General features: G+C 58.8%; 20 protein-coding genes. 17 read left to right on the forward strand and 3 right to left on the reverse strand.

Annotated elements, in window-relative coordinates:
* The first annotated feature begins 11 nt into the window (after positions 1-11).
* The 3 genes from tal (at position 12) to C9411_RS06900 (ending at position 3,136) form a co-directional block, all read left to right on the forward strand.
* Positions 12-965, forward strand: coding sequence for a transaldolase (tal, locus tag C9411_RS06890; RefSeq protein ID WP_004932982.1), 954 nt, complete (start codon positions 12-14; stop codon positions 963-965).
* A 151-nt stretch (positions 966-1,116) separates the two neighbouring features.
* Positions 1,117-1,704, forward strand: coding sequence for a molybdopterin adenylyltransferase (gene mog / locus C9411_RS06895; RefSeq protein ID WP_063991446.1), 588 nt, complete (start codon positions 1,117-1,119; stop codon positions 1,702-1,704).
* Between the two features lie 124 nt (positions 1,705-1,828).
* Complete coding sequence (locus tag C9411_RS06900) at positions 1,829-3,136, forward strand: MFS transporter (protein WP_107226738.1); 1,308 nt, start codon at positions 1,829-1,831, stop codon at positions 3,134-3,136.
* A gap of 43 nt (positions 3,137-3,179) precedes the next feature.
* Here the strand turns inward: C9411_RS06900 and satP are convergent, their stop codons facing one another.
* Positions 3,180-3,779 (reverse strand): acetate uptake transporter, encoded by a 600-nt coding sequence (gene satP / locus C9411_RS06905; RefSeq protein WP_033638663.1) that lies wholly within the window; start codon positions 3,777-3,779, stop codon positions 3,180-3,182.
* A 324-nt stretch (positions 3,780-4,103) separates the two neighbouring features.
* Here satP and dnaK point away from each other — a divergent pair, with 324 nt between their 5' ends.
* From dnaK to nhaR, 4 genes are all read left to right on the forward strand, one after another.
* The gene (gene dnaK / locus C9411_RS06910) at positions 4,104-6,008 is read left to right on the forward strand and encodes a molecular chaperone DnaK (RefSeq protein WP_107226739.1); all 1,905 of its coding nucleotides are present in this window, start codon (positions 4,104-4,106) and stop codon (positions 6,006-6,008) included.
* Between the two features lie 106 nt (positions 6,009-6,114).
* Positions 6,115-7,239, forward strand: a complete 1,125-nt coding sequence (gene dnaJ, locus C9411_RS06915) for a molecular chaperone DnaJ (RefSeq protein WP_004932969.1) — start codon at positions 6,115-6,117, stop codon at positions 7,237-7,239.
* A 236-nt stretch (positions 7,240-7,475) separates the two neighbouring features.
* Positions 7,476-8,642 carry a Na+/H+ antiporter NhaA gene (gene nhaA, locus C9411_RS06920; RefSeq protein WP_033649145.1) on the forward strand — a complete coding sequence of 389 codons (1,167 nt, stop codon included), beginning with the start codon at positions 7,476-7,478 and terminating at the stop codon, positions 8,640-8,642.
* Between the two features lie 192 nt (positions 8,643-8,834).
* Complete coding sequence (gene nhaR, locus C9411_RS06925; RefSeq protein WP_004932962.1) at positions 8,835-9,734, forward strand: transcriptional activator NhaR; 900 nt, start codon at positions 8,835-8,837, stop codon at positions 9,732-9,734.
* A gap of 71 nt (positions 9,735-9,805) precedes the next feature.
* On the opposite strand, the gene rpsT is transcribed toward nhaR, so the two are convergent.
* On the reverse strand, positions 9,806-10,069 hold the full coding sequence (gene rpsT / locus C9411_RS06930; protein ID WP_033637053.1) for a 30S ribosomal protein S20: 264 nt from the start codon (positions 10,067-10,069) through the stop codon (positions 9,806-9,808).
* A gap of 390 nt (positions 10,070-10,459) precedes the next feature.
* Between rpsT and ribF the strand changes: the two genes are divergently transcribed.
* The 5 genes from ribF to ispH all read left to right on the forward strand — a co-directional run bounded on the left by ribF (position 10,460) and on the right by ispH (position 16,300).
* Entirely contained in the window at positions 10,460-11,398 is a 939-nt protein-coding gene (ribF, locus tag C9411_RS06940) for a bifunctional riboflavin kinase/FAD synthetase (RefSeq protein WP_063991443.1), read from the forward strand.
* A gap of 156 nt (positions 11,399-11,554) precedes the next feature.
* On the forward strand, positions 11,555-14,371 hold the full coding sequence (gene ileS / locus C9411_RS06950) for an isoleucine--tRNA ligase (protein WP_063991442.1): 2,817 nt from the start codon (positions 11,555-11,557) through the stop codon (positions 14,369-14,371).
* A gap of 13 nt (positions 14,372-14,384) precedes the next feature.
* Complete coding sequence (gene lspA / locus C9411_RS06955) at positions 14,385-14,894, forward strand: signal peptidase II (protein WP_063991441.1); 510 nt, start codon at positions 14,385-14,387, stop codon at positions 14,892-14,894.
* 1 nt (position 14,895) lies between these two features.
* Positions 14,896-15,366, forward strand: coding sequence for an FKBP-type peptidyl-prolyl cis-trans isomerase (gene fkpB / locus C9411_RS06960; RefSeq protein ID WP_107226741.1), 471 nt, complete (start codon positions 14,896-14,898; stop codon positions 15,364-15,366).
* Positions 15,347-16,300 (forward strand): 4-hydroxy-3-methylbut-2-enyl diphosphate reductase, encoded by a 954-nt coding sequence (gene ispH / locus C9411_RS06965; RefSeq protein WP_107226742.1) that lies wholly within the window; start codon positions 15,347-15,349, stop codon positions 16,298-16,300. The genes fkpB and ispH overlap by 20 nt, the downstream gene beginning before the upstream one ends.
* Positions 16,301-16,574: 274 nt before the next feature.
* On the opposite strand, the gene C9411_RS06970 is transcribed toward ispH, so the two are convergent.
* Positions 16,575-17,501: a LysR family transcriptional regulator gene (locus C9411_RS06970; protein ID WP_063991438.1), complete on the reverse strand. Its 927-nt coding sequence runs from the start codon at positions 17,499-17,501 to the stop codon at positions 16,575-16,577.
* Positions 17,502-17,692: 191 nt separating this feature from the next.
* Between C9411_RS06970 and pvcA the strand changes: the two genes are divergently transcribed.
* From pvcA to carA, 5 genes are all read left to right on the forward strand, one after another.
* Complete coding sequence (gene pvcA / locus C9411_RS06975) at positions 17,693-18,658, forward strand: L-tyrosine isonitrile synthase (RefSeq protein ID WP_063991437.1); 966 nt, start codon at positions 17,693-17,695, stop codon at positions 18,656-18,658.
* A 95-nt stretch (positions 18,659-18,753) separates the two neighbouring features.
* Entirely contained in the window at positions 18,754-19,617 is an 864-nt protein-coding gene (locus C9411_RS06980) for a TauD/TfdA family dioxygenase (protein WP_107226743.1), read from the forward strand.
* 24 nt (positions 19,618-19,641) lie between these two features.
* Positions 19,642-20,901, forward strand: coding sequence for a glycosyltransferase (locus C9411_RS06985; protein ID WP_107226744.1), 1,260 nt, complete (start codon positions 19,642-19,644; stop codon positions 20,899-20,901).
* Positions 20,902-21,164: 263 nt separating this feature from the next.
* The gene (gene dapB, locus C9411_RS06990) at positions 21,165-21,986 is read left to right on the forward strand and encodes a 4-hydroxy-tetrahydrodipicolinate reductase (RefSeq protein WP_063991435.1); all 822 of its coding nucleotides are present in this window, start codon (positions 21,165-21,167) and stop codon (positions 21,984-21,986) included.
* 470 nt (positions 21,987-22,456) lie between these two features.
* Positions 22,457-23,605, forward strand: coding sequence for a glutamine-hydrolyzing carbamoyl-phosphate synthase small subunit (gene carA / locus C9411_RS06995; RefSeq protein ID WP_048232622.1), 1,149 nt, complete (start codon positions 22,457-22,459; stop codon positions 23,603-23,605).
* Positions 23,606-23,619 lie beyond the last annotated feature (14 nt).

The raw sequence follows: 23,619 nt of genomic DNA on the forward strand, positions 1-23,619 counted from the left end.
ATAATGCCAACATGACCGACAAATTAACTTCCCTGCGCCAGTTGACCACGGTGGTTGCAGATACGGGTGATATCGCGGCAATGAAGCTGTATCAACCGCAGGACGCCACAACCAACCCTTCGCTGATCCTCAATGCAGCCCAAATTCCTGAATACCGCAAACTGATTGACGAAGCCATCGCCTGGGCGCGCGGCCAGAGCAGCGATCGCGAGCAGCAGATCGCCGACGCCGCCGACAAGCTGGCGGTCAACATCGGTCTGGAAATCCTCAAACTGGTTCCGGGCCGCATCTCCACCGAAGTGGATGCACGCCTGTCTTACGACACCGTCGCCAGCGTGGCCAAAGCCAAGCGCCTGATCAAACTGTACAACGAAGCCGGCATCAGCAACGATCGCATTCTGATCAAACTGGCCTCGACCTGGCAGGGCATCCGCGCGGCGGAGCAGCTGGAGAAAGAAGGTATCAACTGTAACCTGACGCTGCTGTTCTCCTTCGCTCAGGCTCGCGCCTGTGCCGAAGCCGGCGTTTACCTGATCTCGCCGTTCGTCGGCCGTATCCTCGACTGGTACAAAGCCAACGGCGACAAGAAAGAGTTCGCCCCGCACGAAGATCCGGGCGTGATCTCCGTGACCGAAATTTACCAGTACTACAAACAGCACGGTTACAACACCGTGGTGATGGGCGCCAGCTTCCGTAACGTCGGCGAAATCATCGAACTGGCCGGCTGTGACCGCCTGACCATCGCCCCTGCGCTGCTGAAAGAGCTGGCGGAGAGCGAAGGCGCGCTGGAGCGCAAACTGTCTTACACCGGTGAAGTGAAGGCGCGTCCTGCCGCACTGACCGAACCTGAGTTCTACTGGCAGCACAACCAGGATCCGATGGCGGTTGAGAAACTGACCGACGGTATCCGCAAGTTCGCCGTAGACCAGGGCAAACTGGAAAAAATGATCGCCGACCTGCTGTAATTCCCGCAGATCGCGCAGTAAAAAGGTGGCTTAGGCCACCTTTTTTTATGCCTGACGCACCCGCCGGCGGGGGAAGCCCTTATACTCTCGGCAATGACAACAGAACGGGAGATGAACCCGTTCGGACCCCATCAGGCTGTAGAGGTTACGCATGGATATTTTACGTATTGGTTTGGTTTCCGTTTCCGACCGCGCTTCCGGCGGCGTTTATCAGGATAAAGGCATCCCGGCGCTGGAAGAGTGGCTGAGCGGCGCGCTGGCGACGCCGTTCAAGCTGGAAACCCGGTTGATCCCCGATGAGCAGACGCAAATTGAACAGACGCTGTGCGAACTGGTGGACGAAATGGGCTGCCATTTGGTGCTGACCACCGGCGGCACCGGGCCGGCGCGCCGCGATGTCACCCCCGATGCCACGCTGGCGATCGCCGATCGCGTGATGCCCGGCTTCGGCGAGCAAATGCGTCAGATCAGCCTACACTATGTGCCAACGGCAATTCTTTCTCGCCAGGTGGGGGCGATCCGCAAACAGGCGTTGATCATCAACCTGCCCGGCCAGCCGAAGTCGATCAGGGAAACGCTGGAAGGGGTAAAGGATGAGCAGGGCAATGCGGTGGTGCACGGCATCTTCGCCAGCGTGCCTTATTGCATTCAACTGCTCGATGGGCCTTACGTCGAAACGCACGCCGCGGTGGTAGCAGCATTTCGGCCAAAGAGCGCGCGTCGCGAGATAAACCTCTAAATTTCAGCGTTCTGCGAGATCGGCTTCAGCCCGTCTGGTGTGAAAATAATTTGCCGCTATAGTAAGGATTCTTTTACAGAAAGCCTGCGGCTTTTATTTTTACAGCCTTTACCGACGGTGCCCTATGCCTCACGACAATAATCGCCGGCTGAACCGGCAAGACTACAAAACGCTGACGTTGGCCGCGTTGGGCGGTGCGCTGGAGTTTTACGACTTCATCATCTTCGTGTTCTTCGCCGCCGTGGTCGGCGATCTGTTCTTCCCGGCGGACATGCCGGAGTGGCTGCGGCTGGTGCAAACCTTCGGCATCTTTGCCGCCGGCTATCTGGCCCGCCCGCTGGGTGGCATCGTGATGGCACACTTCGGCGATCTGGTTGGCCGCAAGAAGATGTTTACCCTGAGTATTCTGCTGATGGCGTTGCCGACGCTGGCGATGGGCCTGCTGCCGACCTACGCCAGCATCGGCATCGCTGCGCCGCTGTTGCTGCTGCTGATGCGTGTACTGCAGGGCGCGGCGATTGGCGGTGAGGTGCCGGGCGCCTGGGTCTTCGTCGCTGAACACGTGCCGCGCCGGCGCATCGGCTTCGCCTGCGGCACGCTGACCGCCGGGCTGACGGTGGGCATCCTGTTGGGGTCGGTGGTGGCGACGGTGATCAATACTACGCTCAGCCCGCAGAGCATCGCCGGCGGCGGCTGGCGCATTCCTTTCCTGTTGGGCGGCATGTTCGGCCTGGTGGCGATGTACCTGCGCCGCTGGCTGCAGGAAACGCCGATCTTCATCGAAATGCAGGCGCGTAAAGCGCTGGCCGAGGAGCTGCCGCTGAAATCGGTGGTGCTCAACCACAAACGGGAAGTGGCGGTGTCGATGCTGCTGACCTGGCTGCTCTCCGCCGGTATCGTGGTGGTGATCCTGATGACCCCGACCTATCTGCAAAAACAGTTCGGCATTGCGCCGGCCTTGACGCTGCAGGCCAACAGCATCGCCACCATCATGCTGATCGCCGGCTGCATCGTCGCCGGTTTGTCGGCCGATCGCTTCGGCGCCAGCAAAACGCTGGTGGTCGGCAGTGTGCTGCTGGCCGGCTGCAGCTGGCTGTTCTATCAGACGGTGGGCGTACACCCGGAAATGCTGTTCGCCTGCTATGCCCTGGTGGGATTCAGCGTTGGCGTGGTGGGGGCCGTGCCGTACGTGATGGTGCGGGCGTTCCCGGCGGAAGTGCGGTTTACCGGCATCTCGTTCTCATATAACGTCTCGTACGCTATTTTTGGCGGTTTAACCCCTATTTTTGTGACGCTGATCATGAAATTGACCCCGTTAGCACCCGCTTACTACGTGTTGGCGCTGTCGCTCATCGGGCTGTTGCTCGGTGTCTACCTGCATCGCGATCTGAACAGCGAAGCCGGGGAGCGGCGAGCCGATTCCTACAGCTAAAAAAAAGCCCTGCACTGCAGGGCTTTTCGTCAGGGAAGGGCGATTACGCCGTGACCGGCGAGGTCGCGACGCGGGCCGGGGCCGGCTCGCCAATCGGCAGCACGGTGCGACCGTATTGCTCGTTGAGCACTTCGGCCATTGCCAGGTAGATGGCGCTGGCGCCGCAGATGATGCCCTCATAACCGGCGAAGGTCAGCAGCGCGTGGTTGCCGGTGATGTTGCCGACGGCCAGCAGGGCGAACAGCAGCGTCAGGCTGGCGAACACGAACTGCAGCACGCGGTTGGCGCCCAGGGTGCCGAAGAACATGAACAGGGTGAAGATGCCCCACAGCGCCAGGTAGATGCCCAGCACGTGCGCCTCGGTGGCTTCAGCCAGGCCCAGGCGCGGCAGCAGCAGCAGGCCAACCAGGCTCAGCCAGAAGCTGCCGTAGGCGGTGAACGCGGTCATGCCGAAGGTGTTGCCCTTCTTGTATTCCAGCAGACCGGCCAGGATCTGGGCCAGGCCACCGAAGAAAATCCCCATGCTGATAATGGCGGAGTTCAGTGGGAAAAAGCCCGCGTTGTGCAGGTTCAGCAAGACGGTGGTCATCCCGAAGCCCATCAGGCCGAGAGGGCCGGGATTCGCCAACTTGTTGGTGTGCATAAGTCCTCTGCGATAACAGAAAATTAACGGAAACAGCGAAGTAAAATAATAAATGGTCTGAATGGCCAAAAAATCGAAGTTTTCCACCAGAGCGCGCGCATCATAATGATCCCCGCAGCCGGAAACAATGATCTGAATGACGATAAAAAAAGAAATTTTTTTCGCCTTGCCCCTTGATGCCGGATTGGATGGCCCCATCTTATTTGCAACCGCAGTTGCTAACCGCGGGTCGCACTGAGATATCGGGCAGTTGAAAAGCAAAAAATCGCCCGCATATAGGTTAGCAACCTGACTGATTATGAATTTTTTAGTGGAGACGTTTAGATGGGCAAAATTATTGGTATCGACCTGGGTACGACCAACTCTTGCGTAGCAATTATGGATGGTGCCAAGGCACGCGTGCTGGAAAACGCCGAGGGCGACCGCACCACTCCTTCTATTATCGCATATACCCAGGACGGTGAAACTCTGGTTGGCCAGCCGGCTAAGCGTCAGGCAGTGACCAACCCTGAAAACACCCTGTTCGCCATCAAGCGCCTGATCGGTCGCCGCTTCCAGGATGAAGAAGCGCAGCGCGACAAAGCGATCATGCCGTACAAAATCGTCGAAGCCGACAACGGCGACGCCTGGCTGGAAGTGAAAGGCCAGAAAATGGCTCCGCCGCAGATCTCTGCGGAAGTGCTGAAAAAAATGAAGAAAACGGCGGAAGATTACCTGGGCGAACCGGTAACTGAAGCGGTTATCACCGTACCGGCTTACTTCAACGACGCCCAGCGTCAGGCGACCAAAGACGCCGGCCGCATCGCGGGTCTGGAAGTCAAGCGCATCATCAACGAACCGACCGCTGCAGCCCTGGCCTACGGCCTGGACAAAGAAGTCGGCAACCGCACCATCGCGGTTTATGACCTGGGCGGCGGTACTTTCGATATCTCCATCATCGAAATCGACGACGTTGACGGCGAAAAAACCTTCGAAGTGCTGGCGACCAACGGTGACACCCACCTGGGTGGCGAAGACTTCGACAGCCGTCTGATCAACTACCTGGTGGAAGAGTTCAAGAAAGATCAGGGTATCGATCTGCGCAACGATCCGCTGGCGATGCAGCGTCTGAAAGAAGCCGCTGAGAAAGCGAAGATTGAGCTGTCTTCCGCTCAGCAGACCGACGTTAACCTGCCGTACATCACTGCAGACGCGACCGGTCCAAAACACATGAACATCAAAGTGACTCGCGCCAAACTCGAGTCGCTGGTTGAAGATCTGGTTGCGCGCTCTATCGAGCCACTGAAAGTGGCGCTGAAAGACGCAGGCCTGTCGGTTTCCGACATTCAGGACGTGATCCTGGTGGGCGGCCAGACCCGTATGCCAATGGTGCAGAAGAAAGTCGCAGACTTCTTCGGCAAAGAACCGCGTAAAGACGTGAACCCGGACGAAGCGGTTGCCGTAGGCGCTGCGGTACAGGGCGGCGTGTTGGCCGGTGATGTGAAGGACGTTCTGCTGCTGGACGTGACCCCGCTGTCGCTGGGTATCGAAACCATGGGCAGCGTGATGACGCCGCTGATCACCAAAAACACCACAATCCCGACCAAGCACAGCCAGGTGTTCTCTACTGCGGAAGACAACCAGTCTGCAGTAACCATCCACGTGCTGCAGGGTGAGCGTAAGCGCGCCAGCGATAACAAATCTCTGGGCCAGTTCAACCTGGACGGCATTCAGGCGGCACCGCGCGGCATGGCGCAGATCGAAGTGACCTTCGATATCGATGCCGACGGCATCCTGCACGTGTCTGCCAAAGACAAGAACACCGGTCGTGAGCAGAAGATCACCATCAAGGCATCTTCTGGCCTGAACGAAGACGAAATCCAGAAAATGGTGCGCGATGCCGAGCTGAACGCTGAAGCTGACCGCAAGTTCGAAGAGCTGGTACAGACGCGTAACCAGGCGGATCACCTGATCCACGGCACTCGCAAGCAGCTGGAAGAAGCGGGCGACAAACTGCCGGCGGAAGATAAAACGGCGATCGAAGCGGCGCTGAAAGATCTGGAAGCAGCGGTGAAAGGCGAAGATAAAGCCGAGATCGAAGCGAAGACTCAGGCTCTGGTGCAGGTTTCCGGCAAACTGCTGGAAATGGCTCAGGCGCAGCAGGGTGCTGACGCCGGCGCGGACAACGCGGCGCAGAAAGACGACGACGTGGTTGATGCCGAGTTTGAAGAAGTTAAAGACAAAAAATAATCGCCCTTAAGCGGGCACGGGGCGGCCGAGGTGCCGCTCCCGGAAACCAGCACGGGCGTCGAGGCAACTCTGCGCCCGTGCACGCATGTTAAGGGTAAGCGAAAGAATGGCGAAGAAAGACTATTACGAGATTCTCGGCGTCAGCAAGACGGCGGATGAACGTGAGATCAAAAAGGCGTACAAACGCCTGGCGATGAAATACCATCCTGACCGCAACCAGGAGCAAGACGCCGAAACCAAGTTTAAAGAAGTTAAAGAAGCTTACGAAGTCCTGACCGACGACCAGAAACGCGCAGCCTACGATCAGTACGGGCACGCGGCCTTTGAGCAGGGCGGCATGGGCGGCGGCGGCTTTGGCGGCGGCGCCGACTTCAGCGATATCTTTGGCGACGTGTTTGGCGACATCTTCGGCGGAGGCCGCCGTCAGCGTGCCAGCCGCGGTTCCGATCTGCGCTATAACATGGAGCTGACCCTCGAGGAAGCGGTACGTGGCGTCACCAAAGAGATCCGCATCCCGACGCTGGAAGAGTGCGACGTCTGCCACGGCAGCGGCGCCAAGCCGGGCAGCTCGCCGGTCACCTGCCCAACCTGTCACGGCCAGGGCCAGGTGCAGATGCGTCAGGGCTTCTTCACCGTGCAGCAGGCGTGTCCGCACTGCCATGGCCGCGGTCAGATCATCAAAGATCCGTGCAACAAGTGCCATGGCCACGGCCGGGTAGAAAAATCCAAAACGCTGTCGGTGAAAATTCCGGCCGGCGTCGATACCGGCGACCGCATCCGCCTGGCGGGTGAAGGCGAAGCCGGCGAGCACGGCGCACCGGCGGGCGATCTGTACGTTCAGGTGCAGGTGAAGGCGCACCCGATCTTCGAGCGCGAAGGCAACAACCTGTACTGTGAAGTGCCGATCAACTTCGCCATGGCGGCGCTGGGCGGCGAGATCGAAGTGCCGACGCTGGACGGCCGGGTAAAACTGAAGGTGCCTTCGGAGACCCAAACCGGCAAGCTGTTCCGCATGCGCGGCAAGGGTGTGAAATCGGTGCGTGGCGGCAGTCAGGGCGACCTGCTGTGCCGCGTAGTGGTGGAAACCCCGGTCAATCTGAACGACAAGCAGAAGCAGCTGCTGCGTGAGTTGGAAGAGAGCTTGGGCGGCCCATCCGGCGACAAGAACAGCCCGCGTTCGAAGAGCTTCTTCGACGGAGTGAAAAAGTTCTTTGACGACCTGACTCGCTAACCTGCTGTTTCTGTTGGTTTATGTTGGAACCCCGGGCGCCTGTCCCGGGGTTTTTATTTACTCGTCACAACGCTAATTCCCTAATAATAATGTGATTTACTCGTGCTTTTGATCGGTTTTTTCGAGTTATTTAGCATTTATAAACTTATTTTTTCGAACTAAAACGCCCTCTATACTCACTTCATGACTGTGATTCGCAGGGCGCTACGTCCTGCACAGATTTGGAGAGACGTACTGTGACCAACATCATTCGTCAATTTTTACGTCAGGAAGCCGCGGGCGGCATCATTCTGATCGCGGCGGCGATCGTCGCCCTGATCATGGCCAACACGCCGGCGCAGGGGATCTATCAGGCATTCCTTAACCTGCCGGTGATGGTGAAGATTGCTTCGCTGGAGATCGCCAAGCCGCTGCTGCTGTGGATCAACGACGGCCTGATGGCCATCTTCTTCCTGGTGGTGGGGCTCGAGGTCAAGCGCGAGCTGATGCAAGGCTCGCTGTCCGGGCGCGACAAAGCGGTATTTCCGGCGATCGCCGCGCTGGGCGGCATGCTGGCACCGGCGCTGATTTACCTGCTGTTCAACGGCGCGGATGAAGTCACCCGCCAGGGCTGGGCGATCCCGGCCGCGACCGATATCGCCTTCGCGCTGGGCGTAATGGCGCTGCTGGGCAACCGCGTGCCGACCAGCCTGAAAGTGTTCCTGCTGGCGTTGGCGATTATCGATGACCTGGGCGTGATTATCATCATCGCGCTGTTCTACACCCACGAAGTGTCGATGGTGGCGCTGGGCGTGGCGGCGGCGGCGACGGTGCTGCTGGCGGTGATGAACTGGCGTGGCGTGGGTAAAACCTCGCTGTATATGATGGTCGGCCTGGTGTTGTGGGTCGCGATACTCAAGTCCGGGGTGCACGCGACGCTGGCCGGGGTGATCGTCGGCTTTATGATCCCGCTGAACGTCAAGAAGGGGCCGTCGCCATCGGAAACGCTGGAGCATGAGCTGCACCCTTGGGTCGCGTTTATGATCCTGCCGCTGTTTGCATTCGCCAACGCCGGGGTTTCTTTGCAGGGTGTATCGCTGGAAGGATTGACGTCGCTGCTGCCGGTAGGGATTGCGGCCGGCTTGTTTATCGGTAAGCCGCTGGGGATTTTCCTCTTCAGCTTGCTGGCGGTGAAAATGGGCATCGCTCGCTTGCCTGAGGGGATCGGTTTCAAACAGGTGTTTGCCGTTTCGGTGCTGTGTGGTATTGGTTTCACCATGTCGATTTTCATCGCCTCGCTGGCGTTCGGCGATGCGGATGCGGCGCTCAGCACCTATTCCCGTCTGGGGATCCTGTTGGGTTCCACCGCGGCGGCGGTGGTAGGGTATGGATTGCTGCGTCTGGCGTTGCCGCGCGTGCGTTAATCCTGAATGTGCCCGGTAAGGGCACATAATAAAATGGCTGGTCGGAGCTGCGCGGTATAAAATATGTGCAGCTTCGGCCGTTCTTCGTTGGGACTAATGGGGCTATACGTTGTCTGAAGCAGGGAAAGGAAGTTTGTCGCTCGTCACGGCACACCGTTTGCCGCTGCGAAACGTTGTTAAGGAGAGCCGCTCGTGAGGATGTCGCATATCAACTTTAATCACCTTTACTATTTCTGGCAGGTCTGCAAGGCCGGTTCCGTGGTCGGTGCCGCCGAAGCGTTGTTTTTGACGCCGCAAACCATTACCGGCCAGATCAAAGCGCTGGAAGAGCGGTTGGACGGCAAGCTGTTCAAACGCCAGGGGCGCGGGTTGGTGCCTTCGGAGTTGGGGCAGTTGGTGTTCCGCTATGCCGACAAGATGTTTATGCTCAGCCAGGAAATGCTGGATATCGTCAACTACCGTAAAGAGTCGAACCTGCTGTTCGACGTCGGCGTGGCGGACGCGCTGTCGAAGCGTCTGGTCAGCCAGGTGTTGGAAACGGCGGTGGTGGTGGACAACGAACAGATCCACCTGCGCTGTTTTGAATCGACGCACGAGATGCTGTTGGAGCAGCTCAGCCAGCACAAGCTGGATATGATCCTGTCGGATTGCCCGGTGGACTCCAGCCAGCAGGAAGGGTTGTTCTCGCTGAAGCTGGGCGAGTGCGGCATCAGCTTCTTCTGTCGCCAGCCGGCGCCGGAGCTGCCGTTCCCGGCTTGTCTGGAGCAGCGCAAACTGCTGATCCCCGGCCGCCGCTCGATGCTGGGGCGCAAGCTGCTCAACTGGTTCAATACGCAGGGCATTCAGGTGGAGATTTTGGGCGAGTTCGACGATGCGGCGCTGATGAAGGCCTTCGGCATGTACCACAATGCGATCTTCGTGGCGCCGACGCTGTATGCGCAGGATACCTACAACGATGACAACGTGGTGGAGATTGGGCGCATTGACAGCGTGCAGGAGGAGTATTACATCATCTTTGCCGAGCGCATGATCCAGCATCCGGCGGTGCAGCGCGTATGCAACAAAGACTTCTCGGCGCTGTTTTCCTGCTAGCGGTTCACTGAACGCAGGGCGTAAAAAAACCGGCCTGAGCCGGTTTTTTTATCAAGCAGATAACGAAATGCTTATTGCATTGCGTTGATGCGTGCAGTCAGGTTTGACTTATGACGCGCTGCTTTGTTTTTGTGGATCAGGCCTTTAGCTGCCTGACGGTCCACCAGTGGCTGCATTACCAGGAATGCAGTTTGTGCTGCTTCTTTGTCGCCAGCTGCGATAGCTGCGTCTACCTTCTTGATGAAGGTACGCACCATTGAGCGACGGCTAGCGTTATGCTTGCGGCGTTTCTCAGACTGTACGGCGCGTTTCTTAGCTGATTTGATATTAGCCAAGGTCCAACTCCCAAATATATTCTATTGAGGACAATTCAAAGGCCGAGGAATATGCCCTTTTAGCCTTCGTTTGTCAATGGATTTGTGCAAATAAGCGCCGTTTGTACAGGCGGCACTCGCTACGTTGTGATGGCGCAGGATTTTACCAGCTTCGCTCTTGGGAATACAGTGTTTCGCGAGAAAATTCGCCAATGTTTTGCCGCGGCGGATGCAAGCCGTTGGCCACGGTCGAGAATCGGCCCGGCGGCGCCGGATAAACTGCGGCGAAGCCGTTTCACGCACAGATTATCTCCGGTATGGTATGTCTATTACATAAAGGCACCAATCGCGGGTTAACCTTACCGGCTGTACAAGGTATAATCCGCCGATTTCCACTGTTTTGAGCCAGCTATGGAGCTAATTCGCGGCATTCACAATATCCGGGCGCGCCACCATGGTTGCGTGCTCACCATCGGCAACTTCGACGGCGTGCATCGCGGTCATCAGGCGTTGCTGGAGCAGTTGAAGCAAGAAGGGCAACGCCTCGGGCTGCCGGTGATGGTCATGATCTTTGAGCCGCAGCCGCTGGAGATGTTCGCCGCAGACAAGGCGCCGGCCCGCTTGACGCGCTTGCGCGACAAGGCCAATTACCTGGCGCAGGCGGGCGTCGATTACCTGCTGTGCGTCAAGTTCGATCCGCGTTTTGCCGCCAACACCGCACAGGCGTTCGTCGCCGAGCTGCTGGTGGAAAAACTGGGCGTCAAATTCCTGATGGTTGGGGATGATTTTCGCTTTGGCGCCGGGCGCCAGGGCGATTTCCCGCTATTGCAGCAGGCCGGAAAAGAGTACGGCTTCGAAGTGGTTAGCACCCCGACCTTCCGCGAAGGCGATCGGCGCATCAGCAGCACCGCGATCCGCACCGCGCTGAGCGAGGACGATCTGCCGTTGGCGGAGACCTTGCTGGGCCACCGGTACAGCATTTCCGGGCGCGTGGTGCACGGCGATGAACTGGGCCGCACCATCGGCTTTCCGACCGCCAACCTGCCGCTCAAGCGCCTGGTGGCGCCGGTGAAAGGGGTGTATGCGGTGGAGGTGTACGGCCTGGGGCCGCAGCCGCTGCCGGGCGTGGCCAATATCGGTACGCGCCCGACCGTCGCCGGCGTGCGCCAGCAGCTGGAAGTGCATCTGCTGGATGTCACAATGGATCTTTATGGGCGCCATATTGAGGTGGTGCTTCGCGCAAAATTGCGCAATGAACAACGGTTTGCTTCGCTCGATGCCCTGAAGCAGCAAATCGCCAATGATGTGGTGACGGCCCGGAAGTTCTTCGGGTTAAAAACACTGGTTTAATCGTTTACCCTAAACAATTCGAGTTGCATCGCGGCGGCAACCGCGCGAACCCCGATGAGCTTGCACTGGCAAGTGATTCGGGTAAGAAAGGGCGGCCGACAAAGATGCAGCTTGAAGTGTGACGGGTAAATAGCCGAAAACGGAAACGAGAATCTCATGAGTGACTACAAGAATACCCTGAACTTGCCGGAAACAGGGTTCCCGATGCGCGGCGATCTCGCCAAGCGCGAGCCTGGCATGCTGCAACGTTGGTATGAACAGGATCTGTACGGGATTATTCGTACTGCCAAAAAGGGCAAAAAAACCTTCATTTTGCATGACGGTCCTCCGTATGCGAACGGCAGCATTCATATTGGTCACTCGGTTAACAAGATTCTCAAAGACATTATCATCAAGTCGAAAGGGATGGCCGGCTTCGACTCGCCTTATGTGCCGGGCTGGGACTGCCACGGCCTGCCGATCGAACTGAAGGTTGAACAGCTGTACGGCAAGCCGGGCGAGAAGCTGACGGCGGCCGAGTTTCGCCAGAAGTGCCGCGAGTACGCGGCCGAGCAGGTTGAAGGCCAGAAGAAGGACTTCATCCGCCTGGGCGTGCTGGGCGACTGGGATCGTCCATACCTGACGATGGACTTTAAAACCGAAGCCAACATCATCCGCGCGCTGGGCAAGATCATCAGCAACGGCCACCTGCTGAAAGGCGCCAAGCCGGTTCACTGGTGCACCGACTGCGGATCGTCGCTGGCGGAAGCGGAAGTGGAGTACTACGACAAGACTTCGCCGTCGATCGACGTGAGCTTCCATGCGGCCGACGCGGCTGCCGTGGCGGCCAAGTTCGGCGTGAGCCACTTCAGCGGCGCCATCTCTCTGGTTATCTGGACCACCACCCCGTGGACCCTGCCGGCCAACCGCGCGATCTCGCTGCATCCGGACTTCACCTATCAACTGGTGCAGGTTGACGGCCAGTGCCTGATCCTGGCGGCCGAGCTGGTGGAAAGCGTGATGAAACGCGCCGGCATCACCGAATGGACGGTGCTGGGCAGCTGCAAAGGCGCCGATCTGGAGCTGCTGCGCTTCAAACACCCGTTCATGGACTTCGACGTGCCGGCGATCCTCGGCGAGCACGTAACGCTGGACGCCGGTACCGGTGCGGTGCACACCGCGCCAGGCCACGGCCCGGACGACTTCGTGATCGGCCAGAAATACGGCCTGGAAGTGGCCAACCCGGTAGGGCCAAACGGCTGCTACCTGACCGGCACCTACCCGCTGCTGGACGGCAAGTTCGTCTTCAAGGCCAACGATCTGATCGTCGACCTGCTGCGTGAGAAAGGCGCGCTGCTGCACGTCGAGAAGTTCCTGCACAGCTATCCGTGCTGCTGGCGCCACAAGACGCCGATCATCTTCCGCGCTACGCCGCAATGGTTCGTCAGCATGGATCAGAAAGGCTTGCGTCAGCAGTCGCTGGAAGAGATCAAAGGCGTGCAGTGGATCCCGGATTGGGGCCAGGCGCGCATCGAAATGATGGTAGCCAATCGTCCGGACTGGTGCATCTCGCGTCAGCGCACTTGGGGCGTGCCGATGTCGCTGTTCGTGCACAAAGAAACCGAGCAGCTGCACCCGCGCACCGTTGAGCTGATGGAAGAAGTGGCCAAGCGCGTCGAGCAAGACGGCATTCAGGCCTGGTGGGATCTGGACGCGGCCGACATCCTCGGCGCGGAAGCCGCCGACTACGTGAAAGTGCCGGATACGCTGGACGTGTGGTTCGATTCCGGTTCCACCCATGCCTCTGTGGTTGACGTGCGTCCTGAGTTCCAGGGCCACAGCGCCGACATGTATCTGGAAGGCTCCGACCAACACCGCGGCTGGTTCATGTCATCGCTGATGATCTCCACCGCGATGAAAGGCAAGGCGCCTTATAAAGAAGTGCTGACTCACGGCTTCACCGTCGATGGCCAGGGCCGCAAGATGTCCAAGTCGATCGGCAACACCGTCAGCCCGCAGGACGTGATGAACAAGCTGGGCGGCGACATCCTGCGTCTGTGGGTGGCATCGACCGATTACACCGGCGAGATCGCGGTCTCCGACGAGATCCTCAAGCGTTCCGCCGACTCCTATCGCCGCATCCGCAACACCGCGCGCTTCCTGCTGGCCAACCTGAACGGGTTCGAGCCGAGCACCGATTGCGTGGCGCCGGAAGACATGGTGGTGTTGGATCGCTGGGCGGTCGGCCGTGCGCTGGCTGCGCAGCAGGATATCGAACAGGCTTACGCCAACTACGATTTCCACGAAGTGGTGCAGCGTCTGATGCAGTTCTGCTCGGTCGAGATGGGCTCCTTCTACCTGGATATCATCAAGGATCGTCAGTACACCGCGAAGAGCGACAGCGTCGCTCGTCGCAGCTGCCAGACCGCGCTGTATCACATCGTGGAAGCGTTGGTGCGCTGGATGGCGCCGATCATGTCGTTCACTGCGGACGAGATCTGGGGCTTCATGCCGGGCAAACGCGCGCAGTACGTGTTCACCGAAGAGTGGTACGACGGCCTGTTCGGGCTGGCGGAAGGCGAGCCGATGAACGACGCTTTCTGGGCCGAGCTGCTGAAAGTGCGCGGTGAAGTGAACAAGGTGCTGGAGCAGGCGCGTGCCGACAAACGCCTCGGCGGTTCGCTGGAAGCGGCGGTGACGCTGTATGCCGACAGCGAGCTGGCGGCACGCCTGAACAGCCTGCAGGATGAGCTGCGCTTTGTGCTGCTGACCTCTGCGGCAAGCGTTGCGCCATTGGCGGATGCGCCGGCCGACGCGCAGGCTTCTGAGCTGCTGAAAGGGCTGAAGATCGCCTTCAGCACGGCGCCGGGTGAGAAGTGCCCGCGCTGCTGGCATTACACCACCGATATCGGCCTGGTGGCGGAGCACGCAGATATCTGCGGCCGCTGTGTGAGCAACGTCGCCGGTGACGGCGAGAAGCGTAACTTTGCCTGAGAATTCGCGCCTGATGAGTAAATCAATTTGTTCGACCGGCCTGCGTTGGCTGTGGGTTGTGGTGGCGGTGCTGGCGCTGGATTTCGGCAGCAAGCAGTGGATCCTCGCTAACTTTACGCTGGGCCAGTCCCAGCCGTTGATCCCGTCGTTCAACCTGTTTTACGCGCGCAACTACGGCGCTGCGTTTAGCTTCCTCGCCGACCATGGCGGCTGGCAGCGCTGGTTCTTCGCCGGCATCGCCATCGCCATCGTTGCGGTGCTGCTGGTGATGATGTACCGCAGCGCGGCGCAGCAGAAGCTGAACAACATCGCCTATGCCTTTATTATCGGCGGGGCGCTGGGCAATCTGTTCGATCGCCTGTGGCACGGTTTCGTGGTCGATTTCATCGACTTCTACGTCGGTGACTGGCACTACCCGACCTTCAATCTGGCGGACAGCTTTATCTGCGTGGGCGCGGCGATGATCGTGCTGGAAGGTTTCCTGTCGCCGGCGAACAAAGGCGCAAAGAGTAAAGGTGAGTAATATGACGGCTCAGGTTATCAGTGACAGCGCGGTGCTGGTTCACTTTACGCTGAAACTGGAAGACGGTTCGACCGCCGAATCCACCCGCAACAGCGGCAAGCCGGCGCTGTTCCGCCTGGGTGACGGCAGCCTGTCGGCGCCGCTGGAAGCGCAACTGCTCGGCCTGCGCGCGGGCGACAAGTGCACCTTTACCCTGCAGCCGGAAGCGGCGTTCGGCGCGGAGAACCCGGATTTGGTCCAGTTCTTCTCGCGCCGCGACTTCGCGGAAACCGGCGTGCCGGACGTGGGCACCATCATGCTGTTTACCGCCATCGACGGCAGTGAAATGCCCGGCGTGGTGCGCGCGGTGGCGGAGGATTCAATCACCGTTGATTTCAACCATCCGCTGGCGGGCCATCCGGTGACCTTCGATATTGAAGTACTGGAGATCGATCCGCAGCAGGAGGAGACGCATGCAAATATTGCTGGCTAACCCGCGCGGCTTCTGCGCCGGGGTTGATCGTGCGATCAGCATCGTGGAACGCGCGCTGGAATTGTATGGCGCGCCGATCTACGTGCGGCATGAAGTGGTGCACAACCGCTACGTGGTCGACAGCCTGCGTGAGCGCGGCGCCGTGTTTATCGAAGAGATCGCCGAGGTGCCGGACGGCTCTATCCTGATCTTCTCGGCGCACGGCGTTTCTCAGGCGGTGCGCGCCGAAGCCAAGGCGCGCGATCTGACCATGCTGTTCGACGCCACTTGCCCGCTGGTGACCAAGGTGCATATGGAAGTAGCGCGCGCCAGCCGCCGCGGTACCGAAGCGATCCTGATCGGCCACGCCGGGCATCCGGAAGTGGAAGGCACCATGGGCCAGTACAGCAACCCGAAGGGCGGCATGTATCTGGTCGAATCGCCGGAAGACGTGTGGAAGCTGCAGGTGAAAGACGAAAACAACCTGTGCTTCATGACGCAGACCACGCTGTCGGTTGATGATACCTCGGACGTGATCGACGCGCTGCGTCAGCGCTTCCCGAGCATTATCGGCCCGCGCAAGGATGATATTTGTTACGCCACCACCAACCGTCAGGAAGCGGTGCGTAACCTGGCCGGCGATGCGGACGTGGTGCTGGTGGTGGGGTCGAAGAACTCCTCCAACTCCAACCGTCTGGCGGAACTGGCGCAGCGCGTCGGCAAACCGGCTTATCTGATCGATTCGGCGGCGGATATTCAGGAAGGCTGGCTGAGCGAAGCGCGCAATATCGGCGTTACCGCCGGCGCCTCTGCGCCGGACGTGCTGGTGCAGGAGGTGATCTCTCGCCTGAAAGCGCTGGGGGGCCTGGACGTGCATGAAATCAGCGGGCGTGAAGAGAACATCGTGTTTGAAGTGCCTAAAGAGCTGCGCGTGGATGTTCGGCAGATAGACTGACATATGCCGGTGGATGACAACGGGGAGCTTAGGCTTCCCGTTTTTTTTGGAAAACGTGCCGCATAAAAAAATAACACTTCATGCATATTCAAATTTTCTGCTAACTAAAGTCAAATTTATTCTGAGTATTTGAAGTAACATCGGTGTGATTAATTATATAGGCTGGCGAAAAGTCATTAATAAGAATATCATTAGGCTGCAATCTAAATAGGGCCCAGTGTTGGCAAGGTGATTACAATAATTACAATAATAGATGTTGCAGATGTTTCTTATTTTATTCCTGCCGAATATGTTCTACGGCGGTTAATCCCTTCTCCTGCAAATAGAGTTTCATATGTTCCAGCAACCGTCTGACTTTTAATGGCTGGATCTCCCTGCGCGGCATAATGGCATAGCAATTAATTTCCGGTAACCGCCAATCGGGTAATATTTCAATCAATTCACCGCTGCGCAATTCACGTTCAACGTTGGCGAAGAAATTGCGAATGATACCCTTGCCGGTCAGCGCCAACTCCTTCATCGCCATACCGCTGTTGGTGAACAAACGCCCGGTCATGCGCATGCGGTGTTCACCGCCGTTGCGATGGATAAGACGGACAAACTGCGGGTTGCCGAGCGGCGTAAAGGTCACCCAGTGGTGATGGCTCAGCGCCTGCGGCGAATCCGGCACGCCGTGGTGTGCCAGGTAGGCCGGCGAGGCGCACAACACTTCGCGGCAACGCGCCAGCCGCGTGGAAACGTAGCTGGAGTCGGCCAGCACGCCGCCGCGTATCGCCAGATCGATGCGTTGCGCGATCAGGTCTATCTTCTCATCGTGGATCTCCAGCCGCAGCGTGAGCCGAGGATGCTCGTCGAGAAAGCTTTGCAGCGCCGGCACCAGATAGTGAGTGGCGAATTCGGTGGAGGTGGCGACGCGCAGTTCGCCGACCAGCTCGCCGCGCAATGCGGCGATCCGTTGTTGGCCACGTTCGGCGGCGTGGATCATCAGCAGGCAATCCTCATAAAAACACAATCCTGCTTCGGTCAGACTCAATGAACGCGTCGATCGCAGCAGTAATTGAATGCCCAGATGCTCCTCCAGCTGGCGAATATGTTGGCTGACGGCGGAGGTCGTCATGCCCAATTCTTTTGCCGCCATGCTGAATGCGCCGCAATCGACCACTTTTGAGAAAATGGCCATGCGTTTTAAAATATTGCTCATAGTTTGTTAAGCACAACTTAACCAAGATTGTGAATTATACGGGCTAATAATATAGCACCATCTCTTCTATATTGCCTGAAGCATATAAACGCCGGGCTGATTATTATTTTGCAGGGATTTTTTCTCTTTTTGATAAATCTTATTGCGCTTATCAATAATACACCCGCGCCACATCGCAACAGGAGCTCATTGTGGACAGCGCTCAGAAAGAAGAAATATCGTTAAAGATCCTACGTGAATTATTGCAATACCGCCGCCGTTTCCCCGGCGACGACACCTCGATCGCCGAAGAAGAGCGGCGGGTCACTCAGGTGCAATTGCCGCGCATTCGGGCATTCATCGAAAACGAGCAACGTATCGAATTCGTGCTGCCGGCCTTTCCCACCAAGTCGCCCAACACCAACAAGGTGATCGGTGCGGTGCCGGACATGGCGGAGCGGCTGTCGCTGATCTTCCTCAACTCGCTGTGCCAGCGCATTCAGCTCTATTACCCGCCGGGGGCGCATATCGTTATCTGCTCCGATGGCCACGTGTTCGGCGATCTGATCCGCGTCAGCGACGACGCGATCAACCACTATCAGCGTGAGATTGAAAGCCTGCTGCATGAAGTGGGCGCGACGCACCTGAGCGTGTTTAACCTCGGCGACGTCAAAGGCCTGGCGGAGCATACCGATGATTACGATCTGCTGCGCCGGCTGTTGGTGGAGGGCTACGCCGAATCGGAAGAGGCGATCAAGCAACAGCTGATGCAGGACGAACAGGGCCTCTTGCTGTACCGCGCCATCACGCGTTTCCTGTATGAAGACAGCCAACTGCCGGGCTACAGCGGTTCCAACGCCGCGCTGCAGAAAGACGCCAAGCAGCGCGCCTGCGGGGTGATCCAACGCAGCTGGGCCTGGGGCAACCTGCTGGCGCAGCATTTTCCGGCGGCGATCCGCCTGTCGATTCACCCGCAGCCGGTCGACAGCCTGAAAATGGGCATCCACATGATGCCGACCAAAGACGACTGGCTGACGCCGTGGCACGGTGTGGCGGCCAACGTGAACGGCCAGTTCGTGTTGATGAAGCGTAAAGACGCGCAGAGCCTGGACGGCGAACTGGTGGAAATCCGCGGCACGCCGAGCCATTACCTGATCGAACAACCGCAGGTGGCCTGAGGCCGCTGCGGGCTTTTGCCCCCGATATCCTGCGGGGGCTTTTTTGACGGCACGTTGCCGTGTGAGCAGCACATTCGATGCAAGGAGAATCACCGATGAACAACCAACCGCTTAATTGCCATATTCAACCGAATACCCCGTTTGGCGCGATCCTGACGCCGCAGCATCCGGGGCAAAAGATCGGCGAACTGCCGGTGGCGGCGCTGCGGGCGCTGGCGCAGGAACATCACTTGCTGGTGCTGCGTGGATTCGACTCCGGTTTCAGCGAGGCGGAAGTCCTGACTCGCTACGCCGAGCAGTGGGGCGAGATCATGATGTGGCCGTTCGGTGCGGTGCTGGACGTGAAGGAGCATCCGGACGCCAAAGATCATATTTTCGACAGCAGCTACGTCCCGCTGCATTGGGATGGCATGTATAAGCCGACCATCCCCGAGTTCCAGCTGTTCCACTGCGTGGCGGCGCCGTCGCAGGACGAAGGCGGGTGCACTACCTTCGTCGATACCACGCGGCTGTTGGCCAATGCGGACGAAGTGCTGCTGGATCAGTGGCTGTCGGTGTCGATCACCTACCGCATCAAGCAGGTGGTGCATTACGGCGGCGAAGTCTGTTCGCCACTGGTGGTGCAGCACCCGAACGGCAGGGGGTTGATCATGCGCTACAATGAACCGCCGACGGAGGGGAAAAAATTCCTCAATCAGCATGCGCTGGAATACCACGGCGTGCCGGAACAACAGCAGGAACAGTTCCATCACACTCTGCAGCAGCACCTGTACGATCCGCGTCACTATTATGCCCATCAGTGGCAGCAGGGCGACGTGGTGGTGGCGGACAACTTCTCGCTGCTGCACGGCCGTGAGGGTTTTACCGCCCGTTCCGCGCGTCATTTGCAGCGCGTGCATATTCAGAGCAACCCGGTGTGCGCCAATCTGGCGCTGAAGCCGGCCAACGCAGAAGCGTAAAGGAGCATTATGGCAAGGATACTGATGGCGGCGGTCGCCACTCCGGGGCACGTCTACCCGATGTTGGCTATCGCTCGCCACCTGATTACCCAAGGGCATCAGGTGCGAGTGATGACCGGCGCGCTGTTTCGCGAACGCGCTGAGGCGGCTGGGGCAAACTTCGTGCCATTCGACGCGCAGGTGGATTTCGATTATCGCCACCTGGAAGAGCACTTTCCGGCGCGCGCCGCGCTGCCGCCGGGCAATGCGCAGATGGCGCTGGCGCTGAAGGATTTCTTCGCCGCACCGATCCCGTTGCTGGATCGGCAACTGCGTGCGGCCATCGCTGCCGAAAAGACCGATCTGCTGATGGTGGAGAACTGCTTCTACGGCGTGCTGCCGCTGCTGCAGTCCGCCGAGCGGCCGCCGGTCTTCGGTATCGGCGTCACGCCGCTGTCGTATTCTTCGCGCGATGCTATTTTTTATGGCCCGCGTATCCCGCCGGCGCTGCTGCCGCAGGCGTTGACCCGTGAGCAGCTGGTGGATGAAGAAACGCGCGTGCTGCTCGATGAAGTACAGCAGAGCTTCGATGCGGCGCTGGTGCAGGCGGGCGGGCGGGCGCTGGATCGCCCGTTCACCGACGCGCTGATCGGCGACTGCGAGCGTTTCCTGCAGCTGGCTACCACGGCGCTGGAATATGAGCGTGACGATCTGCCGAGCGGCGTGCGCTTCGTCGGTCCGCTGCGCAGAGGCGGCCAGCCGGCGGCGGAAGAGACACTGTGGGAGGCGGACGATCGTCGGCCGCTGGTGATCGTGTCTCAGGGCACGCTGGCCAATGTCGATCTGCATCAGCTGATCGTGCCGACGCTGCAAGCGCTGGCGCATCTGCCGGTGCGGGTGCTGGCCACCACCGGCGGGCGGGCGACGGAAGGGCTGATGGACGCGCTGCCGGGCAATGCCAGAGTGCGGGAATTTATCTCCTTCGAACGCTGGCTGCCGGAGGCGGCGCTGCTGATCACCAACGGCGGTTACGGCTCGATCAACGCTGCGCTGGACAGCGGCGTGCCGCTGATCGTCGCCGGTACCGGTGAGGACAAGCTTGAGGCGGCCGCGCGCGTGGTGGCCGCCGGCTGCGGCATCAGTCTGCATACCAGCACACCGACCGCCGAACAGATCCTGGCGGCGGCGACGCGCATTCTGCAACAGCCGATCTATCGGCAACGCGCGGCGCTGGTGCGTGAGGATTATGCCCGCCACGACGCGCTGACGGCGATCGCCAACGAAGTGGCGGCCATTACCGCCTGACCTCGCCGTTCTCCTTTCCCCAGGCGCCGTTTTTGGCGCCTTTTTTATGCATTTTTTTGCCATGGAAACTGCATGATTATGTACAATCGTCGCAGGCCGCCAAATCGGTTGAATGTTAATCTCACGACAGCGCCGCTGATGAGAACGGAGGAATATCATAATTTTCTAATTATGAAATGAATCCTCTGGCGACGCTGAAGCGGGGCGGTTACCCTGAATCGATAGCCTAATGGGATAGGCGTCAAATCAAGAAGAGAGCAAGCATGAGTGATTCACAAATCCGCATTGCGATTGCGGGCGCCGGCGGCCGGATGGGCCGTCAGTTGATCCAGGCGGTGCAGCAGGCGGAAGGCGTGTTATTGGGGGCGGCGCTGTCGCGCCCTGGCTCCAGCCTGGTCGGCGTCGACGCCGGCGAACTGGCGGGCATTGGCGCGCTGGGTATCAAAGTGAGCGACAGTCTGGAGAAGGTGGCGAGCGAGTTCGATGTTTTGATCGACTTTACCCGCCCGGAGAGCACCCGGGGCTACCTGGATTTTTGCGTGGCGCACCACAAGGCGATGGTGATTGGCACAACCGGCTTCGATGACGCCGGCAAACAGGCGATCCGCGATGCGGCGCAGCATATCGGCATCGTGTTCGCCGCCAACTTCAGCGTCGGCGTCAACCTGGTGCTGAAATTGCTGGAGAAGGCCGCGCAGGTAATGGGCGACTATACCGATATCGAAATCGTCGAGGCGCACCACCGGCACAAAGTGGATGCGCCGTCGGGCACGGCGCTGGCCATGGGCGAAGCGATCGCCGGCGCGTTGGGGCGCGACCTGAAAAACTGCGCGGTCTATGCGCGCGAAGGCCATACCGGCGAACGCGATCCGAAAAGCATCGGCTTTGCCACCATTCGCGCCGGCGACATCGTCGGCGAACACACCGCGATGTTCGCCGACATCGGTGAACGGGTGGAAATCACCCATAAGGCCTCCAGCCGGATGACTTTTGCCAGCGGCGCGGTGCGCGCGGCTAGCTGGCTGCATAACCGGGATAAAGGTCTGTTTGATATGCGAGATGTGTTGAATCTTGACCAATTATAATTGATTTGCATACCATCGTGATGTGGTTGTATTGATCATAATGCTATGATAATCGGACAATAATTTTATTGTCCTTTTTTTTAACATGAAAAATGAGGCTTTGGTAAGACTTTGTTGTTTTGATTGTTATTTGTTGGTGTTTATCTTGCTGATCGTCCCGTTTTTATCCGCTGAGTCTCATTTTAGCGTCTTTTTGAGCCCATTCTGGCACCGTTTCCCATCATTCTTTCCCGCAACCGTTTTCCAGCCCCGGTTTTCTGTGTTTTTATCGCCGCTCAAGCCGCATGAACGCCGAGAACTGCAAAAATAAAACAAAAAACGGCAGTTTGGGTAGACAAGCCGAGCACTCATCATTAAAATGCGCCCAATTTGCCAAAAATTGGCCTCGCGGACGGTTTTTGCATTGATTTAGATCGCGATATCTGAATTAATATGCAAATATTGTGATTGATTATTCCTCGGAGGATGTTTTGATAAAGTCAGCGCTATTGGTTCTGGAAGACGGAACCCAATTCCACGGTCGGGCCATCGGGGCAGAGGGAACGGCAGTGGGGGAAGTGGTCTTCAATACGTCGATGACCGGTTATCAAGAAATCCTCACTGATCCTTCCTATTCCCGCCAGATCGTTACTCTTACTTATCCTCATATCGGCAATGTCGGCACCAATGCTTCCGACGAAGAATCCTCCGCAGTACACGCCCAAGGCCTCGTCATTCGTGACCTCCCGCTGATCGCCAGCAACTACCGCAACGAAGAAAGCCTGTCCGACTACCTCAAGCGTCACAACATCGTGGCGATCGCCGATATCGATACCCGTAAATTAACCCGCCTGCTGCGCGAGAAGGGCGCCCAGAACGGCTGCATCATCGCCGCCGACTCGCCGGACGCCGCGCTGGCCCTGGCCAAAGCGCAAGGTTTCCCGGGATTGAAGGGTATGGATCTGGCGAAAGAGGTCACCACCCAAGAGGCTTACAGCTGGCAGCAAGGCAGCTGGACGCTTGAAGGCGACCTGCCTGAAGCCAAAACCGCCGCGGAACTGCCGTTCCACGTGGTGGCTTACGACTACGGCGCCAAGCGCAACATCCTGCGCATGCTGGTGGATCGCGGCTGCCGCCTGACCGTGGTGCCGGCGCAGACCCCGGCCGACGAGGTGTTGAAAATGAATCCGGACGGCATCTTCCTGTCCAACGGCCCGGGCGACCCGGAGCCGTGCGACTATGCCATCGCCGCCATCAAACAGTTCCTGGAAACCGACATTCCGGTGTTCGGCATCTGCCTGGGCCACCAGTTGCTGGCGCTGGCCAGCGGGGCGAAAACCATGAAGATGAAGCTCGGCCACCACGGCGGCAACCACCCGGTGAAGGATCTGGACAACAACACCGTGATGATCACTGCGCAGAACCACGGCTTCGCCGTCGATGAAAACAACCTGCCGGCGAACCTGCGCGTCACGCACAAATCGCTGTTCGACCACACGGTGCAGGGCATTCACCGCACCGACAAAGCGGCGTTCAGCTTCCAGGGTCACCCGGAAGCCAGCCCTGGCCCGCACGATGCCGCGCCGCTGTTCGATCACTTTATCGAACTGATTGAGACTTACCGTTCTAACGCCAAATAATCAGGAGCAGTAAA

The sequence above is a fragment of the Serratia sp. Nf2 genome, from assembly GCF_003028435.1.
Taxonomy (GTDB): Bacteria; Pseudomonadota; Gammaproteobacteria; order Enterobacterales; family Enterobacteriaceae; genus Serratia; species Serratia marcescens_L.

Excerpts from the sequence above, each read along its gene's own strand:
- tal (WP_004932982.1), top strand. The coding sequence starts at position 12 with ATGACCGACAAATTAACTTCCCTGCGCCAGTTGACCACGGTGGTTGCA.
- mog (WP_063991446.1), top strand. The coding sequence starts at position 1,117 with ATGGATATTTTACGTATTGGTTTGGTTTCCGTTTCCGACCGCGCTTCC.
- C9411_RS06900 (WP_107226738.1), top strand. The coding sequence starts at position 1,829 with ATGCCTCACGACAATAATCGCCGGCTGAACCGGCAAGACTACAAAACG.
- satP (WP_033638663.1), bottom strand. The coding sequence starts at position 3,779 with ATGCACACCAACAAGTTGGCGAATCCCGGCCCTCTCGGCCTGATGGGC.
- dnaK (WP_107226739.1), top strand. The coding sequence starts at position 4,104 with ATGGGCAAAATTATTGGTATCGACCTGGGTACGACCAACTCTTGCGTA.
- dnaJ (WP_004932969.1), top strand. The coding sequence starts at position 6,115 with ATGGCGAAGAAAGACTATTACGAGATTCTCGGCGTCAGCAAGACGGCG.
- ribF (WP_063991443.1), top strand. The coding sequence starts at position 10,460 with ATGGAGCTAATTCGCGGCATTCACAATATCCGGGCGCGCCACCATGGT.
- ileS (WP_063991442.1), top strand. The coding sequence starts at position 11,555 with ATGAGTGACTACAAGAATACCCTGAACTTGCCGGAAACAGGGTTCCCG.
- lspA (WP_063991441.1), top strand. The coding sequence starts at position 14,385 with ATGAGTAAATCAATTTGTTCGACCGGCCTGCGTTGGCTGTGGGTTGTG.
- fkpB (WP_107226741.1), top strand. The coding sequence starts at position 14,896 with ATGACGGCTCAGGTTATCAGTGACAGCGCGGTGCTGGTTCACTTTACG.
- ispH (WP_107226742.1), top strand. The coding sequence starts at position 15,347 with ATGCAAATATTGCTGGCTAACCCGCGCGGCTTCTGCGCCGGGGTTGAT.
- C9411_RS06970 (WP_063991438.1), bottom strand. The coding sequence starts at position 17,501 with ATGAGCAATATTTTAAAACGCATGGCCATTTTCTCAAAAGTGGTCGAT.
- C9411_RS06980 (WP_107226743.1), top strand. The coding sequence starts at position 18,754 with ATGAACAACCAACCGCTTAATTGCCATATTCAACCGAATACCCCGTTT.
- C9411_RS06985 (WP_107226744.1), top strand. The coding sequence starts at position 19,642 with ATGGCGGCGGTCGCCACTCCGGGGCACGTCTACCCGATGTTGGCTATC.
- dapB (WP_063991435.1), top strand. The coding sequence starts at position 21,165 with ATGAGTGATTCACAAATCCGCATTGCGATTGCGGGCGCCGGCGGCCGG.